This window comes from Candidatus Aquiluna sp. UB-MaderosW2red, assembly GCF_900100865.1.
Taxonomy (GTDB): Bacteria; Actinomycetota; Actinomycetes; order Actinomycetales; family Microbacteriaceae; genus Aquiluna.
In genome coordinates, this window is record NZ_LT627734.1 from 1,625,419 (window position 1) to 1,641,155 (window position 15,737).

A 15,737-nucleotide genomic window follows, 5' to 3' on the forward strand; every position below is an offset into this window, starting at 1 on the left:
CTGCTGTGCCAGCAATCGTGAATGAACTGGATGCTGAGGATGGGCTAGAAGTTCCAGCGGCATTTGTTGCAGTCACAGTGAAGGTGTATGCCTGGTTAGGAACTAACCCCGACACTGCAATCGTCCCAGATCCAGCTTGGGAAATTGATCCTGTTATCCCAGATGGCGACGAGGTTGCGGTGTATGAAGTAATGGTGGAGCCACCATTTGAAGACGGCGCAGTGAAGCTAACGTTCGCAGTGCTCGCACCTGTCGCTGTAACTGAGACGCTAGTTGGTTGGCCAGCTGTAGTTCGCGGAGTTGCCGTTGCTGTAGCTCCGGTGCTAGTTCCAATCGTGTTGGTTGCCCTCACCGTGAAGGTGTAGTTGGTGCCATTCGTGAGCCCCGCAAAGGTACAGGAAGTGCTGGCTGTATTCGTGCAAGATGCTGGTGCTGAAACCACAGGACTCGAGGTCACAGAATATGTGACAGCACCGCCATTTGATGTTGAGGCGCCCCAAGAAACTACTGACTGCGCATTTGCTACTGAGGCAGTGACTGAGCTGGGGTTGGTTGGGGCGCTCATTTGGTAGCTAACAAGTACCGCTCCTGACCGCCCATCTCCTCCCTTGTATCCAGAAACACCAACGCCATCGTTAAAGTTTCCACCACCACCACCACTGCCCCATGTAGAACCATCGGTTCCTGCGCCTAAAGAGTTACCTGCTCCTCCGCCGTTAGCCCCACCGGTTCCTGATCCCGATACGCCAGTGCCGCCGCCTCCAGCAGCTGCAGAGTCAACAAACCCTCGGATATTGAATTGAACGCCGTCACCGCCCTTGGCGCCCACATAATTACTTGAAACGTTAGAGCCAGGGGTTGCGGCTCCACCTCCACCGCCACCTGCGTACCCACCACCACCCCGGCCATTACCACCGTTATATCCTTGACCGGTTGTTCCTGCTGCCCCTGAGGCATTGTCATTGTGAGCACCTCCTCCGGAGCCACCAGCCTCTTGGGCTCCGTAGTTGCTTCCTCCTCGCCCCCCACCTGTCGACGAAATGGAAAATGCGCTTGAGGATCCTCCAGAGGTGTGATTACCGATTGCTGCTACCCCAAGTCCTCCCCCTCCGACAACGATCGAATAGCTATCGCTCGGAACGGCAACGTCAGACGAGTCTCTAAATCCTCCCGCTCCACCGCCACCGCCGTGCCTAGATCCTCCTGCTCCACCACCGGCAATCACTACCACCCGAGCCAGGCTCGATACCCCTGTTGGTTTTGTCCAGGTGTACGAACCAGGAGTGTCAAAAGTTAGGACACAATTTGTACCCACAACACGAGCGTCCGTTATACCGCTTTGTCCATTTTGGTTCGTGCAGGAGGAGCTAGCTGCCGCTTGATCACTCCATAGTCCTCCAACTGAGAGGGCGCTGACCAGCACAAAACCCAACATTCCAGTGAGCACAGCAAAGGCTCGAGTCGATAGCTTCGGCCTCTTTATTCTCACTTTGCCACCCAATCAAACAAGGGCGAGGCTTTGGGTGCGGGCAAAACAAATAGACGCTTCAAGAGCGCTCGCTGGTTGCCCAATCTTTTTGAACCCATAGAGTTTAAAAGATAGCATTTGGGGGTTTTTGCGCCCTGTACAAGTACGGGTACCCGAAGTTATCTTGAGGGTTATGGGGCGTCTATCTGAAATTTCCGTCAAAATCCTTTCAGAAAGGCCCAGAAACTACGAGCTCACATCTTCGAGAGGGTCTGAAGTCTGACTTTTCTAAGGAATTTGACCCACTTGCTATCTTGAGTAACCAAAATTATTACTGACACTCTTTCTGGCCATGTAATCGCTCTAAGGATGCAACAAACTTCTGCTGGCGGACCAAGTCGGCGTTGGTACAACCTGGAAATCTTTTACTTGTTCCGCTCGTCAATGCACCGATATTAATTTACAGCTAGGTGAAAAAGTTTTCTCCGACTTCATAGCACTCAAAGTTCTCAATTTTGTCGACTGACATTATTCGACAGCTCCGAGAAAGTCGTTGGCTTGATGAGAACAAAGACAATTCGGTAAAGCTTGCGGAGGCTAGTGCCTAATAGATCTTTGTAGCCAAGTCCATCGTTTAGCCCGGTAAAAATAGAAGTGCTAAAGGATTCCACTTCACTCAAAAAAAGGACCCGCTTAGAAACGAACTGAACCCCAAAAGTTGCACACCAAATAAGGAGTCCAAACAAAAAAGGTTCAGTTCAAGTGCTCTGCGGGTCTTGCCTCGTAAGCGTAATTAGCTAACAAGCACGACTGCCTCAGGCTCACCGATAGCTATAGAAAACCGGCCTGTCTTTGCTGTTCAAAACGGTTCTTTCGCCATCAAGAGTGACCGCTATTCGGTATTGACCTGAGCCAGGAAGGGTGATGGTCCTGACCAGGTAATACGAGTCACCAATAACTCTCAAACCTGTGTCAGCAGTTGAGTTGATGGTCTTACTCATCTTTCGAACATAGTCGCCATCGTTTTTTTGAAGTTTGATCTGGTAGTTGGCACCCATCTCAGGGAACTTAATGTAAAACCTTGACCTCGTTAGGGCTAATTCTCTTAGTCCAAACCCAGGTTTGACCACAGACTGCTTCGATGCCTGCAGCTGGTCCTGGAACCGAAGGGATTGGGGATCTTGGATTGACTACAACAGGAGCTTGAAAGCTTGCGACCCGTTAGCTGGCGTGGACAAACGAGCACCGATTTCTACCTTGATATCGATTGCGACAGTTGAACCTGGGGTCAACGAGTTCTTTGGAATTGCGAAAGATGTCGGGCTAGTCGTGGCGAAGGTGGCAGGGACACTGTCCAGCAAGATCTGGTAGTCACTGATTGCAGACCCGCCATCAAATATTGGAAGGCCCCGAGTAATGACGATGTCATCGCCACCCCAAACACTGTCGCCGAAACCGAAGCATCAGGAACTGTGAAGGGCCTGAGAGGCCTCTGCAGTGTTGGAGGTAATTGCCTTGAATTCTGCCGTTATCAACGAAGTGCTGGTCGCCAAACTTATAGAGCCCAAGGTGGAAATAATTGACCGACGAGTTAGTGCTTTGCTGCTTCAAAATAGTTTCGTTATTGCCGGGTGACATCGGATAGGAAGTTGTGCTTACCGCTCTCGCGCCAGCTCCATTGTCGATGCGCTCAAGCCAAAGGCCACTGGCAGTGAAACCGGCAGGACTATTAGTCCGGAAAAAAAATTAGGCTAAAAATATTAAATTGACCCACTATGTCAGAAAGCAACAGGGTTGCACGTCTGGTTAGTCTGTAAAACATCTGAAAAGTAGAAGATCTAGGATTTGCCTCAGGTGAACTAACAGTCAGTTAACCACCCAAAACTAAACCCCCAAGAGTTGCCTCTCGGGGGTTTAAGTCTTTTAGAGCTTAAGTTACTTTAGGGTAACCTTGCCACCGGCTGCTTCTAGCTTTGCCTTGGCCTCTTCAGCTGCATCCTTCTTCGCACCCTCAAGGATGGTTGATGGAGCTGCGTCTACTAGTGCCTTAGCCTCACCTAGGCCGAGGTTAGTGATTGCACGAACCTCCTTGATGACCTGGATCTTCTGGTCGCCAGCTGCTTCCAAGATGACGTCAAACTCAGTCTTCTCTTCTACTGCTTCGGCTGGTGCTGCGGCAGCTGCAACGGCAACTGGTGCGGCTGCGGATACTTCGAATACCTCTTCGAACTTCTTGATGAAGTCAGAAAGCTCGATCAGTGTTAGCTCCTTGAATGCTTCAATGAGCTGCTCAGCGGTTAGCTTTGCCATGTTTGTCTCCTAGTTTATTTGAACGTTTAGTTAGTTGGACTCTTGCTTTTGACGCAGCGCGTCGACTACGCGAACTGCCGATGAAGGCAGCGCGTTGAAGGTGTAGGCAGCCTTGTATAGCGAAGCCTTGAAGACACCAGCGGCCTGAGCCAATAGCACTTCGCGGGATTCGAGATCTGCAAGCTTCTTCACATCTGCTTCTGAAAGTGCGATGCCATCCATGACACCGGTCTTAATCACAAGCAGCGGGTTAGTCTTTGCAAAATCCTTGAGTGCTTTTGCTGCGGTCACGGGGTCGCCGTGCACAAACGTCATTGCAGTTGGACCAAATAACTGTCCTTCAAATGCGGTGACGCCTGCGTTTTTTGCAGCAATCATGATCAGGGTGTTTTTTGCAATGACAAATGTTGCGTCATCAGCCATTGAGCGGCGAAGCTGCTTAAGCTTCGCCACAGTGAGTCCGCGGTATTCAGTAAGGACAACTGCTGATGAGCTACTGAATTTCTCCGTTAGCTCGGCAACTTGCGCTTTCTTGTCTGCCATGGCACTCCTTGTTGGTTAGTGCCGGCTACTTTGGATAACAAAAATGCTCCGGCGCTTGGCGCACGGAGCATTTCCCGAATCGGGAAGTTCTACACACACCTAACGCTGGAATTCACTTTTCGTGATCCTTAGTCGTGGAGGCAGAACCTTTTGAATTAATTCTTAGGTTTAGCGCCCGCGATACCGGCGGTCTTTGGCTTGGTATAGCTTATTTGGAGTGTGCTTGGCGCGCAAGTCCTTTTTCGCTTTATCGCGGTTCATTGACTCAAATCTTGAATCGCCAAAGTCTAAGAAATCAACAATTGGTGGCGGCGCGATTGGGCCTGCTAGCTCTTCGATGATCGCATCCCCTGGCTTCACCTGAGTGAATTCAGCGGTGCGGTCAGCTCGCTTTAGCAGATCCTCCGCCTTGCGAGTGCGACCCATTGGAACTAGTGACACAACTGTTCCTGAGCGACCGGCACGGCCAGTTCGACCAGCGCGGTGCAAGTAGGTCTTGTATTCCTCTGGAAGATCAAGCTGAATAACCAGCTTCACGTCATCAACGTGAATACCACGAGCTGCAACATCGGTTGCAACCATGACCCGAGCTGCACCCTTGGTGAAGCGCTCTAGGTTGCGAGTACGCTGCGCCTGGTTCAGGTCACCGTGCAAACGAGCGGTTGGGACACCGGCATCGTTAAGTGACATAGCCAGTGCTTCCGCGGTTGACTTGGTGCGAACAAATACGATGCTTCGGTCGCTACCTTGCACGAGGCGGTGAAACACGGCTGAGCGGTCTCTAGGCTCAATTACCAATACCTTGTGATCGATATCCGAAGACTCTTCTACCTCGCCCGGAACCTCGTAAACATAAGGGCTCGGCATGTATTTTTTCACTAGCTGAGCTACCTCTTGGTCCAAGGTTGCCGAGAACAAAAGCTTCTGGCTCTCGCCGGATGCCGACAAAATGCGGTTCACTGGCTCAACAAAGCCCAAATCGCACATGTGGTCAGCCTCGTCAACAACCACGCGCTCGCAGCTTGAAAGATCAACCAAACCCTGAGCCATCAGGTCCTCTAGGCGACCAGGGGTTGCGATGATGATGTCAACGCCACGCTTGAGGGCCTGCTCCTGGCGGTACTGAGGAACACCACCGTAAATGGTTGTGGTGAAAAAGCCAACGGACTTAGCAAGCTGAGAAAGCGTGCGGTCGATCTGATCGGCCAGCTCGCGAGTTGGAGCCAAGACCAAAGCCTTTGGCTTGAATGGCACCCGAGGCTGGTTTCCAGCCTTGGCCAAAAATGCAACTAGCGGAACACCAAAAGCGATGGTCTTACCAGAGCCAGTTTTACCGCGGCCCAAAACGTGGCGACCTTCAAGGGCTGCCGGAATTGTGGATGCCTGAATTGGGAACGGGGTTGCCGCACCCATCTTGACTAGCTCATCTACTAGGCGCTCAGGAAGGCCCATCTCTTCGAATGTTGCAAAAGAGACAACCTCGGCGGCATCGGTGCTTTGCAAACGGTCTAGTTTTTTATCGCCCTGGAAGGTCTTGCCGGTTGTGGCACGAGCCTTTTCGAAGACTTTGTCGCGGCCAGTCTCGCGTGATACGCGGTCCGGGCGGTCGGACTTTGCCCTTGGCTTGCGGTCAGAAGGGTTGAAATCGCGGCCGCCGGAGCGCTCGCGGTCAGAGCTGGAAGAGTCGCGGTTTGGGCGGTCGGAGTTGAAATCACGGCCGCCGGAGCGCTCGCCCTTTGGGACGTAGTCACCCTTATTAGATGTGTAGCCAGGTCGGCCTTCGCGCTTTGGTGCAGCTGCACCATCGCGCTTAGGGGCGTCCCACTTTGGCGCTACTGAGCGCTTTTTTGGGGCTGAGTCGGACGCGCTTCTAGGCGCGCGGGAAGGCGAATATTCTTTTGACATATTTATTGAGGTTCCTTAGGCAACGTGCCTAAGGAGGTTTCCTCTAGCACTACATGACCCAGCCTAAGTCAATAGTTACCAAAAAGATAGAACTAAATTAGCCCGCGCACTGTTAGCTCGGCGTGCAAAACTGCGTCTGAAGGCTCAACCAAGAAGACTCCGTCTTCGAATTTAATCACTGGAATACTGGTCTTGCCCGATATGTCTTTGGACTTTTGAGCCATTTCGGCACTCTCCGCAACATCAAACATTGCAAATTCAACACCCAGAGTGTTTAGCAGTGACTTGGACCTTCTGCAGTCTGAACACCAGTCAGCGCCATAAAACTCAATTGCAGCCATAATTTCCACCTATCTCAATCTCAAGCTATCTGGAATGAACAATTCGCCATCCTTGAATGTAATTCCCATCAGAGAAGAAACTACCAAATCCGCCTGGGTATCCATAGCGTATTCGGTCACTCCAACCAGTAGGCCCGCACCGGCTTCAAGCCCGGCTTGAATCCCGGCTGCGGCATCTTCAAACACCACGCATTCGGAGATATCCAAACCCAGTCGCTTGGCTCCCAATAAATATGGCTCAGGATCAGGCTTGCCTTTTGAAACATCTGTCGCCGACACCAGCTCCTTTGGAATTGGCATTCCAGCGGCTGTCAGCCGGGCAGCCGCCAGCTCCTGGTTGGCGCTTGTTACAACAGTCCAAGTTCCGGCAACTAAAGAAGTCGTGAGTTCGACAGCACCTTTTAGTGCGGTAGTTAGGTGCGCCACCTTGAGCTCGAGCTGATTGATTCGATCATTTGCCACTTTGAAGTTTTCGGCGCCAACCAATTCCAAAACTAAATCTTGGGCCCTCATACCGTGGTGGCTTTGAAGAAGCTCAAACCCAGGCGAGAACTCCTTTCCCCAAAGCCGCCAGGCTTCGGTCGCGCCATGCATAGATTCAACCAGCACCCCGTCGTTATCGAATAAGAGGCCCTGATAGAAACTAAGCAACTTTGTCTGCCTGACCGTTTCTGACAATCATGCTGCGGTAGACACCGAAGGCGGCTAGAGCCAAGAGCACCAGTGCCGGCGCCAGCTCGCGCAAGAGCCACTCGAGGGTCACCGGTTCAAGTGTTGGCTGTAACTGCATATCTGTTGCGCCCTCAACCCACTCGGGCCAAATCCTTAGGCTCTCGATGGCGCTAAAGCCATAGGTGAAGGACATCAGCGTCACAGTTGCGCCAAAGATGATGCTTAGCACCAAGTTCAGGTTCACCGCGGCGGCTCCGGTACGACGTGGTCTTACCGGTAGCGGCTTGGCAAGTCGCGCCCTTGCTGCAAAGCGGGTTCCAAGGATTATTGAGCTCGCAATAATCACCTGGATAATTACCCAAATCCAAACATCCAAATTGGTTCTGGTGGTGTCATAGACCGCTAACCCGAAGATGATGGCAATGGCGGTTCCAATAACCGGCACCGCATAGGCCAGACCAATTGCGCGCTGCAGAGCATCGCGTTCGTTGTCTTTTTCGGAGTGAGGCAAATCCGGCGCATCGTTTCTGAAGACAAAAGCGAATAGCAAGACAAAAACCACCAGCGCGGTGGCCAAGATGATTGGCACGTAGACGCCAAAGATTCGAATCAAAACGCTTGCGTCCCTGGAATCGTAAGTATTGAACGCACCCAAAAAAGTACCGATTGCGTAGACGGCGCCAGCTACCAAAGACAAAATTACCGCAAGATTGGTGAAGCGGTGCGCCGTGATTGCCAAGGCAGAGTCATTTTTGGCCCGCTCGCTAATCGCAATTCGTTGGCCCAAAAGCGCAGATGCAGCAAATGCAGTGATGCCGAGCAAAATCAGATAGGTGCTCAACTGAACCGCAGGGGTTGGGTTCATCCACTCCCCTGAGTCTGTGTAATAGGACTGTTCGAGAAACTGGTCGGAATAAGCCGAAAGCATGAAGGTGACCCACGTGGCTACTAGCCCAATCAGCGGGAGTGCGAGAGCGAGTCTGACTGAATCAATTTTTCTTACCATGGCCCAAGCCTAGACTTATTAGATGATTCTGGTAATTGGTGAAGCCCTTATAGATTTGATTGGCAAAAACGACGCGAGTGGCAACTTCACCGCAGTGGTTGGTGGCGCCAATGCGAATGTCGCACTGGCGTTAGCCAGAAGAGGTGAGCCGCAACAGTTTCTGGGGAGGATTTCAACCGACGGGTTTGGTGTCCAGATTCGCCACCGACTCTCCTCTAACGGTGTGAATCTGGAGCTTGCCATTGCAGCAACGGAGCAGGCCACTCTCGCGGTTGCGAGCATCGATCCTGCGGGTGTGGCTTCCTACAGCTTTTACATAAACGGCACGGCCGACTGGGCTTGGGAGCCCCGTGAGCTCCCAAGCCTCGAGAAGCTTCAAGAGCTCGGCGTGAGTGCGGTTCAGTTTGGGTGTCTTGCTATGGCTATAGAGCCGGGAAATTTAGTGATAGAAGACTGGCTGCTGGCTCTTTATGCAGCCGGGGCGGTCACGCTTTCTCACGATTTGAACATCCGCTCAGCACTGGGATTTGAAAGATCGAAAGAACTTCAAAGGGTGCAGCGAACCAACAGTCAAAGCCACATTATCAAAGCATCCGACGCCGATTTAGAATGGCTCTTCGACCTACCCGCTGGTGCGGATTTGGATGAAATTTGCCACCTCTGGTCTCAGGGCTCAAAGCTTGTAGTCCTAACTCGCGGTGCAAGCGGTGCATCGCTTTACCGCGGCGGAAAAAGGATTGATGTCGCAGCCCCAAAGATTCAACTGGTTGACACCGTGGGAGCTGGCGACACCTTCATGGCTAACTTTTTAGCAGAGATTAATGCCCTGGCTGGCCTCGGAGCCGCCCCAAAGCCACGCCTTCTAAAACTAAGTGATCAAGACCTAGAACAGGCTGCCGCAATAGCCGCGGTTGCGGCCGGAATTGTTTGCGAGCGTGCTGGCTGCGAGCCTCCAACCAAGGAAGAAGTGGGCTTGCGTATCAGCGAGTAAAGAGTATTTCAGCTCGAAAAATAGTTTTGCCATTCTCGGTTCCGAGGCTCCTTGTCAGCGTCAATTCATCAATTAATTCACTGCCATAACCGCGCCTGGTATCAGCAACAGCGTGACCATCATTAACCACACTCAGCCTCAATCGATCGGCTAACTTTTCAGCCTCAACCCAAATAGTTGCGGCCTCGGCATGCTTGATTGCGTTTGTGACAGCTTCGCGAAGAACCTCAATAAAACACCTTGCCAAAATTGGATCTTTTGCCAAACTAGTTTGGGTGGCCTCGTCTAAGTTGTACTTGATTTGAGAAACGCCCTCCCAGACATCTTGGAGGTCCAAAAGGCTTTGGGAAAGGGAACTGCCCTCTAGGTAGTCAAAATTGCCAAGGTCCGCCACGGCACGATTGACATCCGACAAAACCGCCTCCAGTTCTTGTGGAGTTGGGCTTTCAAGCCGTGCTAGCCGAAAAGCGGCTGACTGCAATACTGCCTGCAGTCTTCCGTGAAGCTGACTCGAAATCATTTTTTGATAAATCCAGACCTGCTGCCGTAGCTGGCCATTCACAATTTTCAGCGCACTCACCACCCCGGCCAACTGACTCACAGTTTCAACTCGCTGGTTTTGATACACCTGCAACAAGAAATGAAGAATGAAGTTTAAGACCGCAAAAGCTATGGCTTGCGGAACATACACAATAGTCAGGCCCAAATAGTCCAACGGCACTAACAACCCAGTGAAAATCCCAATCAGAATTCCATAACCGACAACAGCCGCAACCGCTATTGGAGTAGAGACTTCAAGTGTTTTGGTGACCCGAGTGAATATGACTAGAGCGCTAAGAACCAGAGCCGATGTGAGAAGTGCCAAAAGCAGTGCGGGCAAGAAGCCCGTCTGCGCTAGACGTGTACTCAAACCAAGTATAAATGTCGTTAGAACTGGAGACAGGATGGGTAAACTGGAGCCAAGGTAAACACTGGCTGGGAAGATCACGCGTTCAAGTTTTTGCCCTGACATCCCTTGTAGTTCTTGCAATCTTCCGGTTGGTTCGGCTAGAGATTTTGAAAGTGGCCGCACGATTGACTCATTCAGGCCTAGTAATGCACCGATTGTCACAGAGACATCTTTTGATAGTTTTGCCTCGGAGACTAGCTTCCTGAGCTCCCACACCGAGGGTGCGATTAATTCCTGAATTCGAAACTTCACAGCATTTTGAAGTCTTAAAATTTCTGCGCTGAACCCACTGCGAGATTTCTCTAATTTCTCTTGATCTTCAAGCAGCTGACTCAGGATTTCTCGGTACTCGATTCGCGAAGACACTATCGCATTAGCGAGAAAGTAAATCAGAATTACAAAAACTGGTCCACCCAAAATTCTGAATGTTAAGTCACTCAGCGGAATTACTCCAATACTGGTGCCCATTAGGCTGATAACCGCTCCCCGGGTCAACCCTGCCAGGCCAAGAATTGTCAGCACTAGAGCTGGCCTTGGTTTTCGCCATCGGTTCTTGCCAAAGAGCCTGCTAAAAATTTCAATCGCCAAAACTGTGGCCAAAAAGCCGGCAATCCCAGTCAGAGCCCAGGAGTAAGGGCTGCCTCCGAGCCTGGGAAAGTCAAAGGTAAATGGGCTAACACCTGCCGGGACTGCGAAAATCAAGTGCGTGCGCCAATTCAGCGACCCCGGCTGCCCAAGTGCTCTCAAAAGTTCCCGGCCGGAGCCGGTTTGGAGGCGTGGCTGGTTTTGCGGCATTACTCGATTTGGCTTCTTAGTTGATGAAATCGACTTGATGCCTCCACCCGGGGGTTGGAGGAATTTGGATCAATTTCCAAAATTCCAAATATTCGCGAGAGCATGCTCTCGACTGCCCGAACGCTAATTCCACGAACCTTTGCAATCTGAGTATTCGTTCTGCCTTCAGAGACCAATTGCAGAGTTTGGATTTGCCTTGCCGAGAGACTGGAAATTGAATCATTCGAAACTAGGTCATGGCGGTATTCCTTCGTAACCTGGTCCCGCAGCACTGCCTCTAGGGCTAGGACAAGTTCTTCGCCACTGTAGATCTCCGACTTGCGCAAATAGGCCTGATTCTTTTTTACTACGTTTTGGGCCTTGCCGCCAAAGCGCGGATCGGGCAAATTGGTCAAAAATACGATTCCGGTTGATGGGGATTTCTTCATCACAACTTCGGCGAAATCAAAACCATTGGGCCCAGGTCCCAATTCAATGTCTAAAACAAAGGCGTCTGGGTCAACTGAAATAAGCGCTCTTTTGGCGTCAGCGGCGTTGGCTGCTGTGGTGACTCTGAAACCTGCAGACTCGATTGCCCGCGCCAATAGGTCCCGCATGAGGGGTTCATTTTCAACCAGGACAACGTGCCTGGTTTTTTTGGGGTCGAAATTATTCAAACGTATCGTCTCCTCACGCAAATCTTATGTCCCAACTGCCTCTAGAGTCCAACAGAAGCAATGCTTGCGGGCAGACTAGTGTGATGAGAATTCGTGAAGGCATTTGGAGCTTTGATTCCCGAGACTTGATGCGCTCCCAATGCAGTCACTGCATGAGGCTTTCAGTAGGTCGCGAACTGAAAATCCCGGGAGTTGAATTGCTCGTGCGGGAGCACTACCAGGCTCCCGATAACCTTGCGATTCGATACGGAATTAAATATGAGGCCCAGCTGGAAAAGGAGCTTCTTTTGAATCTCGACGGATTAGTTCAAGCCCCGAATGACAACTCAATGGACTCCACCATCGAACTCATGCAGCAAGGAGTTCCGGTCATCTACCAGGGAAGCCTTCGGGGTGGATCTGGCGAAGTTGTGTTTTCAGGACGGCCCGATTTCTTATTGCGAGCCGACTACCGTTTTGTTTTCAGCCAGGCGGGCCTCACAGCAATTCCCTTCGGAAATGACTCCAGAGGATACAGCGCCTGGGATGCAAAGCTTTCCAGCTCAGCCAAACCCGACTATCAAAATCAAGTGGCGCTCTACCTTGATGTTTTGGAATCCATCGGACTAGCAGCGAAAACCGAGCACGGCCTGATATTGGGCTCCCGGGAAATCATCGGCTTTGACCCAGCGGTGCTGCTTGCACAACTAGCGCCCAAGCGCGCTGAATTTCTCGGCGCCGTGAAAAAATTCGTGGATTCCAGACCAAAGTTGCTAGCGGATGTTGGGGTGCTAATTTGCGATGCTTCCAGCTATTGCGATATTTGCGAGTACCCCTCGCTGTGTGAGGAAACTCGCCATGAATCAAACCATCTGCAATTAGTTGCTGGAATCACGCGCGTGCAGATTGCCTCGCTGAATCGCTCCGGAGTGCAGTCAGTGAGACAGCTCGCTGACTTCTCGGGTGAGACTGACAAACTAAGTGAGCAAAAAGTGCAACAGCTTTCTCTTCAAGCCAGACTGCAGCAGCAGACCTACGACACCGGACAGCATTTTGTGAAGGTAGTCAATCAGGATGCACTCGATGCCCTCCCAAAGCCAAATAACGCCGATATGTTCTTTGATCTTGAGGGCTTTACTTTCTTTCCAGAACCTGGTGGTTTGGAATATCTCTTCGGCTGGACAAGTGTGGATAAGGGCGAAGAGTTTCACCATAATTGGGCCGATGATCGGCAGGGTGAGAAGGAGTCCTTTGCAATATTTGTCAAAGAGCTAATTCATCGTCAGCAACGCTTCCCTGGCTCCAAGGTCTATCACTACGCAAATTACGAACAGAGCGCTCTTAGGAAACTGGCAATCCGGCACAACATCTATCAGGTTGAGGTGCAGCGGTTTCTAGAACGCGGAGTATTTGTGGATCTTTATAAATTAGTGAAGTCCGCTCTGGTAATTTCCCAAGAGAGCTATTCAATAAAGAAATTAGAAAACTACTACGAATTCAAAAGAGGCTCAGATGTCAAAGAAGCAATGGGATCGATGGACTACTACGACCAGTATCTAACCGCTTTGTCCGAAGACAAGTCTCAGGCAGAAATGCTAAAGCGCCAGGTGATCGCATACAACCAAGATGATTGTGCGAGCACGCTGGCGCTTTATAAGTGGCTATTAACTCTTTAGCTGTAAAGAGCGACATCAAGCGGGATGCCAGGACCAAATGTGGTCGCAACTGCTCCCTTGATTAGGTACTTACCCTTTGCAGTGGAAGGCTTTAGACGAACAACCTCTTCCATTGCGGTGTTTAGGTTCTCGGTTAGTTGCTCCTGAGAAAAACTTGCCTTCCCAATTACAAAGTGAAGGTTCGACTGCTTGTCAATGCGGAAGTTGATGCGGCCACCCTTGATGGCTGCAACTGCCTTCGCGGTGTCCATGGTCACGGTTCCGGTCTTTGGGTTTGGCATTAGATTGCGTGGACCTAGGACCTTTCCTAGACGACCGACCTTACCCATCAAATCAGGGGTTGCAACTGCTGAATCAAAGTCGACCCAACCGGCTTCAACCTTGGCGATTAGCTCATCGCCACCAACCTCATCGGCCCCTGCTTCACGAGCTGCATCTGCTGCGGCTCCGGTTGCGAAAACGATTACGCGGGCAACTTTTCCAGTTCCATGTGGCAATGAGACTGTGCCACGGATCATCTGGTCTGCCTTGCGAGGGTCAACCCCAAGCTTGAGAGCAACTTCGATTGTGGAGTTGGTCTTTTTGCCTGCGGTGTCAATCGCGAGTGCTGCTGACTCTTCTGGAGAGTAAAGCTTGCCTTCGACTAGTTTTGCCTTTGCTTCTAAATAAGCTCTTGAACGCTTTGCCATGCTGATATTCCTTAATTGGTCACAGTTGTGGTGTCCGGGTCAGCGCGACCCATCCCACGACTATTTGGTTAGTTTTTGGTTATTGATTTACAGATCTACTGTTACGCCCATGGAGCGAGCAGTTCCAGCGATGATCTTTGCTGCCTGGTTGATGTCGTTCGCATTTAGGTCGGACATCTTCATTTCAGCAATCTTCATGACCTGATCATTGGTTAGGTGCGCGACCTTGACGGTGTGCGGGGTGCCTGAACCCTTAGGAACTCCGGCTGCCTTTTTGATTAGCTCAGCAGCTGGCGGGGTCTTGAGGATGAATGTGAAGCTACGGTCGTCATACACGGTGATCTCAACCGGAACAACATTGCCACGCTGGTCAGCAGTGGCTGCGTTGTACTGGGTGCAGAACTCCATGATGTTCACACCGTGCTGACCTAGTGCAGGTCCAATGGGCGGAGCTGGGTTAGCAGCGCCAGCATTGATCTGAAGCTTGATCAGAGCTGTGATTTTTTTCTTGGGTGCCATTTTTTTCTTTCTTTGTGGGTTAGTTCAGTGGGCCGACCTGGTCAAAGGACAACTCAACTGGAGTCTCACGCTCGAATAGTGAAACCAGTACGGTGACCTTGCCAGATTCTGGCTTGATCTCCGAGATGGTGCCTGGAAGACCGGCAAAGGAACCATCTTTGATGAGGATGGATTCGCCGACCGAGAAATCGATTTTGATGGGAATGCTCTTGCCCTTGGCTTTGCCGCTTGCCTTAGCACTTTTAACCTCTTCGGTTTCTTCCGGGGTATAAAGCGGCTTGAGCATTTCAAAAGCTTCGTTTGGCCTTAGTGGAGTGGGGTGCTGCGAGTTTCCGACAAAACCTGTTACGGCCGGGGTATGGCGCACTAGTGACCAGCTCTCTTCGGTCATCTCCATTCGGACCAACACGTAGCCGGGGATGCGAACTTTGGAAACAAGTTTGCGTTGACCGTTTTTGATCTCAATGGACTCTTCCATTGGAACTTCGATCTGTAGAATCTCATCGCCACCCACCAGGGCCGCCTTGCGAGTTTCAATATTCTGCTTGACCCTGCGCTCGTAACCCGCATAGGAGTGGACTACATACCACTTGCCACTCTGCTCGCGAAGCTCCTGGCGAAATTTGTGATACGGGTCTTCTTCGATGGGCGCTGGCACTTCTTCCGCCGTCTCGGTGGGGGCCTCTTCGATGTGGAAGCCATCCATCTCGTGGCTTGCTTCATCGCTAGCCTCGGCTAGATCGGTGTTGTCTAGGTCGACGTTCTCGTCGGTAGCAGGCTCGGCAATTTCCACCGGCTCACTAACGACTGAATCGTCGCTGAAATTTAAATCTGACAATTGATCCTCTTTATCCTGCAAATACGAAGGTTACGACGTTTAGGAACACCCAGTCCAAACCGGAGATGATGACCATCACAACGGCCACGAACCCGAGCACCACGCCGGTGAAGTTGATGAGTTCTTTGCGGCTCGGCTTGGTTACCTTGCCGAGCTCGGCAAGCACCTGCTTGATAAAAAGCACAGCTCGCTGCAGAGGGTTCTTAGTCTTGCTAGCGTCTGATTTCGCTACTTCGACCAGGTCCTCCGAGGCTCTCTCGTTCTCTTCTGCCATTTGTAACCTTTCCTTAAAACGCAGGGCGGACAGGATTTGAACCTGCAACTTTCGGTTTTGGAGACCGATGCTCTACCAATTGAACTACCGCCCTAGATGTTGCCATCGCCACCAACCGAAATAGGC

17 protein-coding genes, 1 tRNA gene and 1 pseudogene are annotated in these 15,737 nt (G+C 51.3%); 3 read left to right on the forward strand and 16 right to left on the reverse strand.

The window, feature by feature from the left end; translation table 11 throughout:
• Nucleotides 1-88: 88 nt before the first annotated feature.
• From BLP47_RS08650 to BLP47_RS08170, 3 genes and pseudogenes are all read right to left on the reverse strand, one after another.
• A pseudogene (locus BLP47_RS08650) lies at nucleotides 89-565 on the reverse strand (fibronectin type III domain-containing protein); the annotation flags it as partial.
• A 125-nt stretch (nucleotides 566-690) separates the two neighbouring features.
• Nucleotides 691-963, reverse strand: coding sequence for a hypothetical protein (locus BLP47_RS08595; RefSeq protein ID WP_249883337.1), 273 nt, complete (start codon nucleotides 961-963; stop codon nucleotides 691-693).
• 1,326 nt (nucleotides 964-2,289) lie between these two features.
• Nucleotides 2,290-2,526 (reverse strand): hypothetical protein, encoded by a 237-nt coding sequence (locus BLP47_RS08170; RefSeq protein ID WP_091852651.1) that lies wholly within the window; start codon nucleotides 2,524-2,526, stop codon nucleotides 2,290-2,292.
• A 172-nt stretch (nucleotides 2,527-2,698) separates the two neighbouring features.
• Between BLP47_RS08170 and BLP47_RS08485 the strand changes: the two genes are divergently transcribed.
• Nucleotides 2,699-2,839, forward strand: a complete 141-nt coding sequence (locus BLP47_RS08485; protein WP_157671606.1) for a hypothetical protein — start codon at nucleotides 2,699-2,701, stop codon at nucleotides 2,837-2,839.
• Nucleotides 2,840-3,403: 564 nt separating this feature from the next.
• On the opposite strand, the gene rplL is transcribed toward BLP47_RS08485, so the two are convergent.
• The 6 genes from rplL to BLP47_RS08200 form a co-directional block, all read right to left on the reverse strand.
• Nucleotides 3,404-3,778 (reverse strand): 50S ribosomal protein L7/L12, encoded by a 375-nt coding sequence (gene rplL / locus BLP47_RS08175; RefSeq protein ID WP_091852654.1) that lies wholly within the window; start codon nucleotides 3,776-3,778, stop codon nucleotides 3,404-3,406.
• Between the two features lie 30 nt (nucleotides 3,779-3,808).
• Entirely contained in the window at nucleotides 3,809-4,321 is a 513-nt protein-coding gene (rplJ, locus tag BLP47_RS08180; protein WP_091852657.1) for a 50S ribosomal protein L10, read from the reverse strand.
• A 168-nt stretch (nucleotides 4,322-4,489) separates the two neighbouring features.
• The gene (locus tag BLP47_RS08185) at nucleotides 4,490-6,226 is read right to left on the reverse strand and encodes a DEAD/DEAH box helicase (protein WP_249883338.1); all 1,737 of its coding nucleotides are present in this window, start codon (nucleotides 6,224-6,226) and stop codon (nucleotides 4,490-4,492) included.
• A gap of 92 nt (nucleotides 6,227-6,318) precedes the next feature.
• The gene (locus BLP47_RS08190; protein WP_091853116.1) at nucleotides 6,319-6,567 is read right to left on the reverse strand and encodes a glutaredoxin domain-containing protein; all 249 of its coding nucleotides are present in this window, start codon (nucleotides 6,565-6,567) and stop codon (nucleotides 6,319-6,321) included.
• Between the two features lie 9 nt (nucleotides 6,568-6,576).
• Complete coding sequence (locus BLP47_RS08195) at nucleotides 6,577-7,218, reverse strand: HAD-IA family hydrolase (RefSeq protein ID WP_157671608.1); 642 nt, start codon at nucleotides 7,216-7,218, stop codon at nucleotides 6,577-6,579.
• Nucleotides 7,211-8,245 carry a hypothetical protein gene (locus tag BLP47_RS08200; protein ID WP_091852664.1) on the reverse strand — a complete coding sequence of 345 codons (1,035 nt, stop codon included), beginning with the start codon at nucleotides 8,243-8,245 and terminating at the stop codon, nucleotides 7,211-7,213. The genes BLP47_RS08195 and BLP47_RS08200 overlap by 8 nt, the downstream gene beginning before the upstream one ends.
• Nucleotides 8,246-8,267: 22 nt before the next feature.
• On the opposite strand from BLP47_RS08200, the gene BLP47_RS08205 reads away from it, so the two are divergent.
• Nucleotides 8,268-9,236: a PfkB family carbohydrate kinase gene (locus tag BLP47_RS08205; RefSeq protein WP_091852667.1), complete on the forward strand. Its 969-nt coding sequence runs from the start codon at nucleotides 8,268-8,270 to the stop codon at nucleotides 9,234-9,236.
• Here the strand turns inward: BLP47_RS08205 and BLP47_RS08210 are convergent.
• Together BLP47_RS08210 and BLP47_RS08215 are read right to left on the reverse strand one after the other, a co-directional pair.
• Nucleotides 9,226-10,980 carry a hypothetical protein gene (locus BLP47_RS08210; protein ID WP_091852670.1) on the reverse strand — a complete coding sequence of 585 codons (1,755 nt, stop codon included), beginning with the start codon at nucleotides 10,978-10,980 and terminating at the stop codon, nucleotides 9,226-9,228. The two genes, BLP47_RS08205 and BLP47_RS08210, sit on opposite strands and share 11 nt — an antisense overlap.
• Nucleotides 10,980-11,636 (reverse strand): response regulator transcription factor, encoded by a 657-nt coding sequence (locus tag BLP47_RS08215; protein WP_091852673.1) that lies wholly within the window; start codon nucleotides 11,634-11,636, stop codon nucleotides 10,980-10,982. The genes BLP47_RS08210 and BLP47_RS08215 overlap by 1 nt, the downstream gene beginning before the upstream one ends.
• An 83-nt stretch (nucleotides 11,637-11,719) precedes the next feature.
• Between BLP47_RS08215 and BLP47_RS08220 the strand changes: the two genes are divergently transcribed.
• A complete protein-coding gene (locus BLP47_RS08220; protein WP_157671610.1) occupies nucleotides 11,720-13,291 on the forward strand; it encodes a TM0106 family RecB-like putative nuclease in 1,572 nt (523 codons plus the stop codon).
• Here the strand turns inward: BLP47_RS08220 and rplA are convergent.
• From rplA to BLP47_RS08245, 5 genes are all read right to left on the reverse strand, one after another.
• Nucleotides 13,288-13,980 carry a 50S ribosomal protein L1 gene (gene rplA, locus BLP47_RS08225; RefSeq protein ID WP_091852679.1) on the reverse strand — a complete coding sequence of 231 codons (693 nt, stop codon included), beginning with the start codon at nucleotides 13,978-13,980 and terminating at the stop codon, nucleotides 13,288-13,290. The two genes, BLP47_RS08220 and rplA, sit on opposite strands and share 4 nt — an antisense overlap.
• 87 nt (nucleotides 13,981-14,067) lie before the next feature.
• Complete coding sequence (gene rplK, locus BLP47_RS08230; protein WP_091852682.1) at nucleotides 14,068-14,499, reverse strand: 50S ribosomal protein L11; 432 nt, start codon at nucleotides 14,497-14,499, stop codon at nucleotides 14,068-14,070.
• 19 nt (nucleotides 14,500-14,518) lie between these two features.
• The gene (nusG, locus tag BLP47_RS08235; protein WP_249883339.1) at nucleotides 14,519-15,337 is read right to left on the reverse strand and encodes a transcription termination/antitermination protein NusG; all 819 of its coding nucleotides are present in this window, start codon (nucleotides 15,335-15,337) and stop codon (nucleotides 14,519-14,521) included.
• Nucleotides 15,338-15,347: 10 nt separating this feature from the next.
• Entirely contained in the window at nucleotides 15,348-15,611 is a 264-nt protein-coding gene (gene secE / locus BLP47_RS08240) for a preprotein translocase subunit SecE (protein WP_091852685.1), read from the reverse strand.
• A 21-nt stretch (nucleotides 15,612-15,632) separates the two neighbouring features.
• Nucleotides 15,633-15,705, reverse strand: a tRNA-Trp gene (locus BLP47_RS08245).
• Nucleotides 15,706-15,737 lie beyond the last annotated feature (32 nt).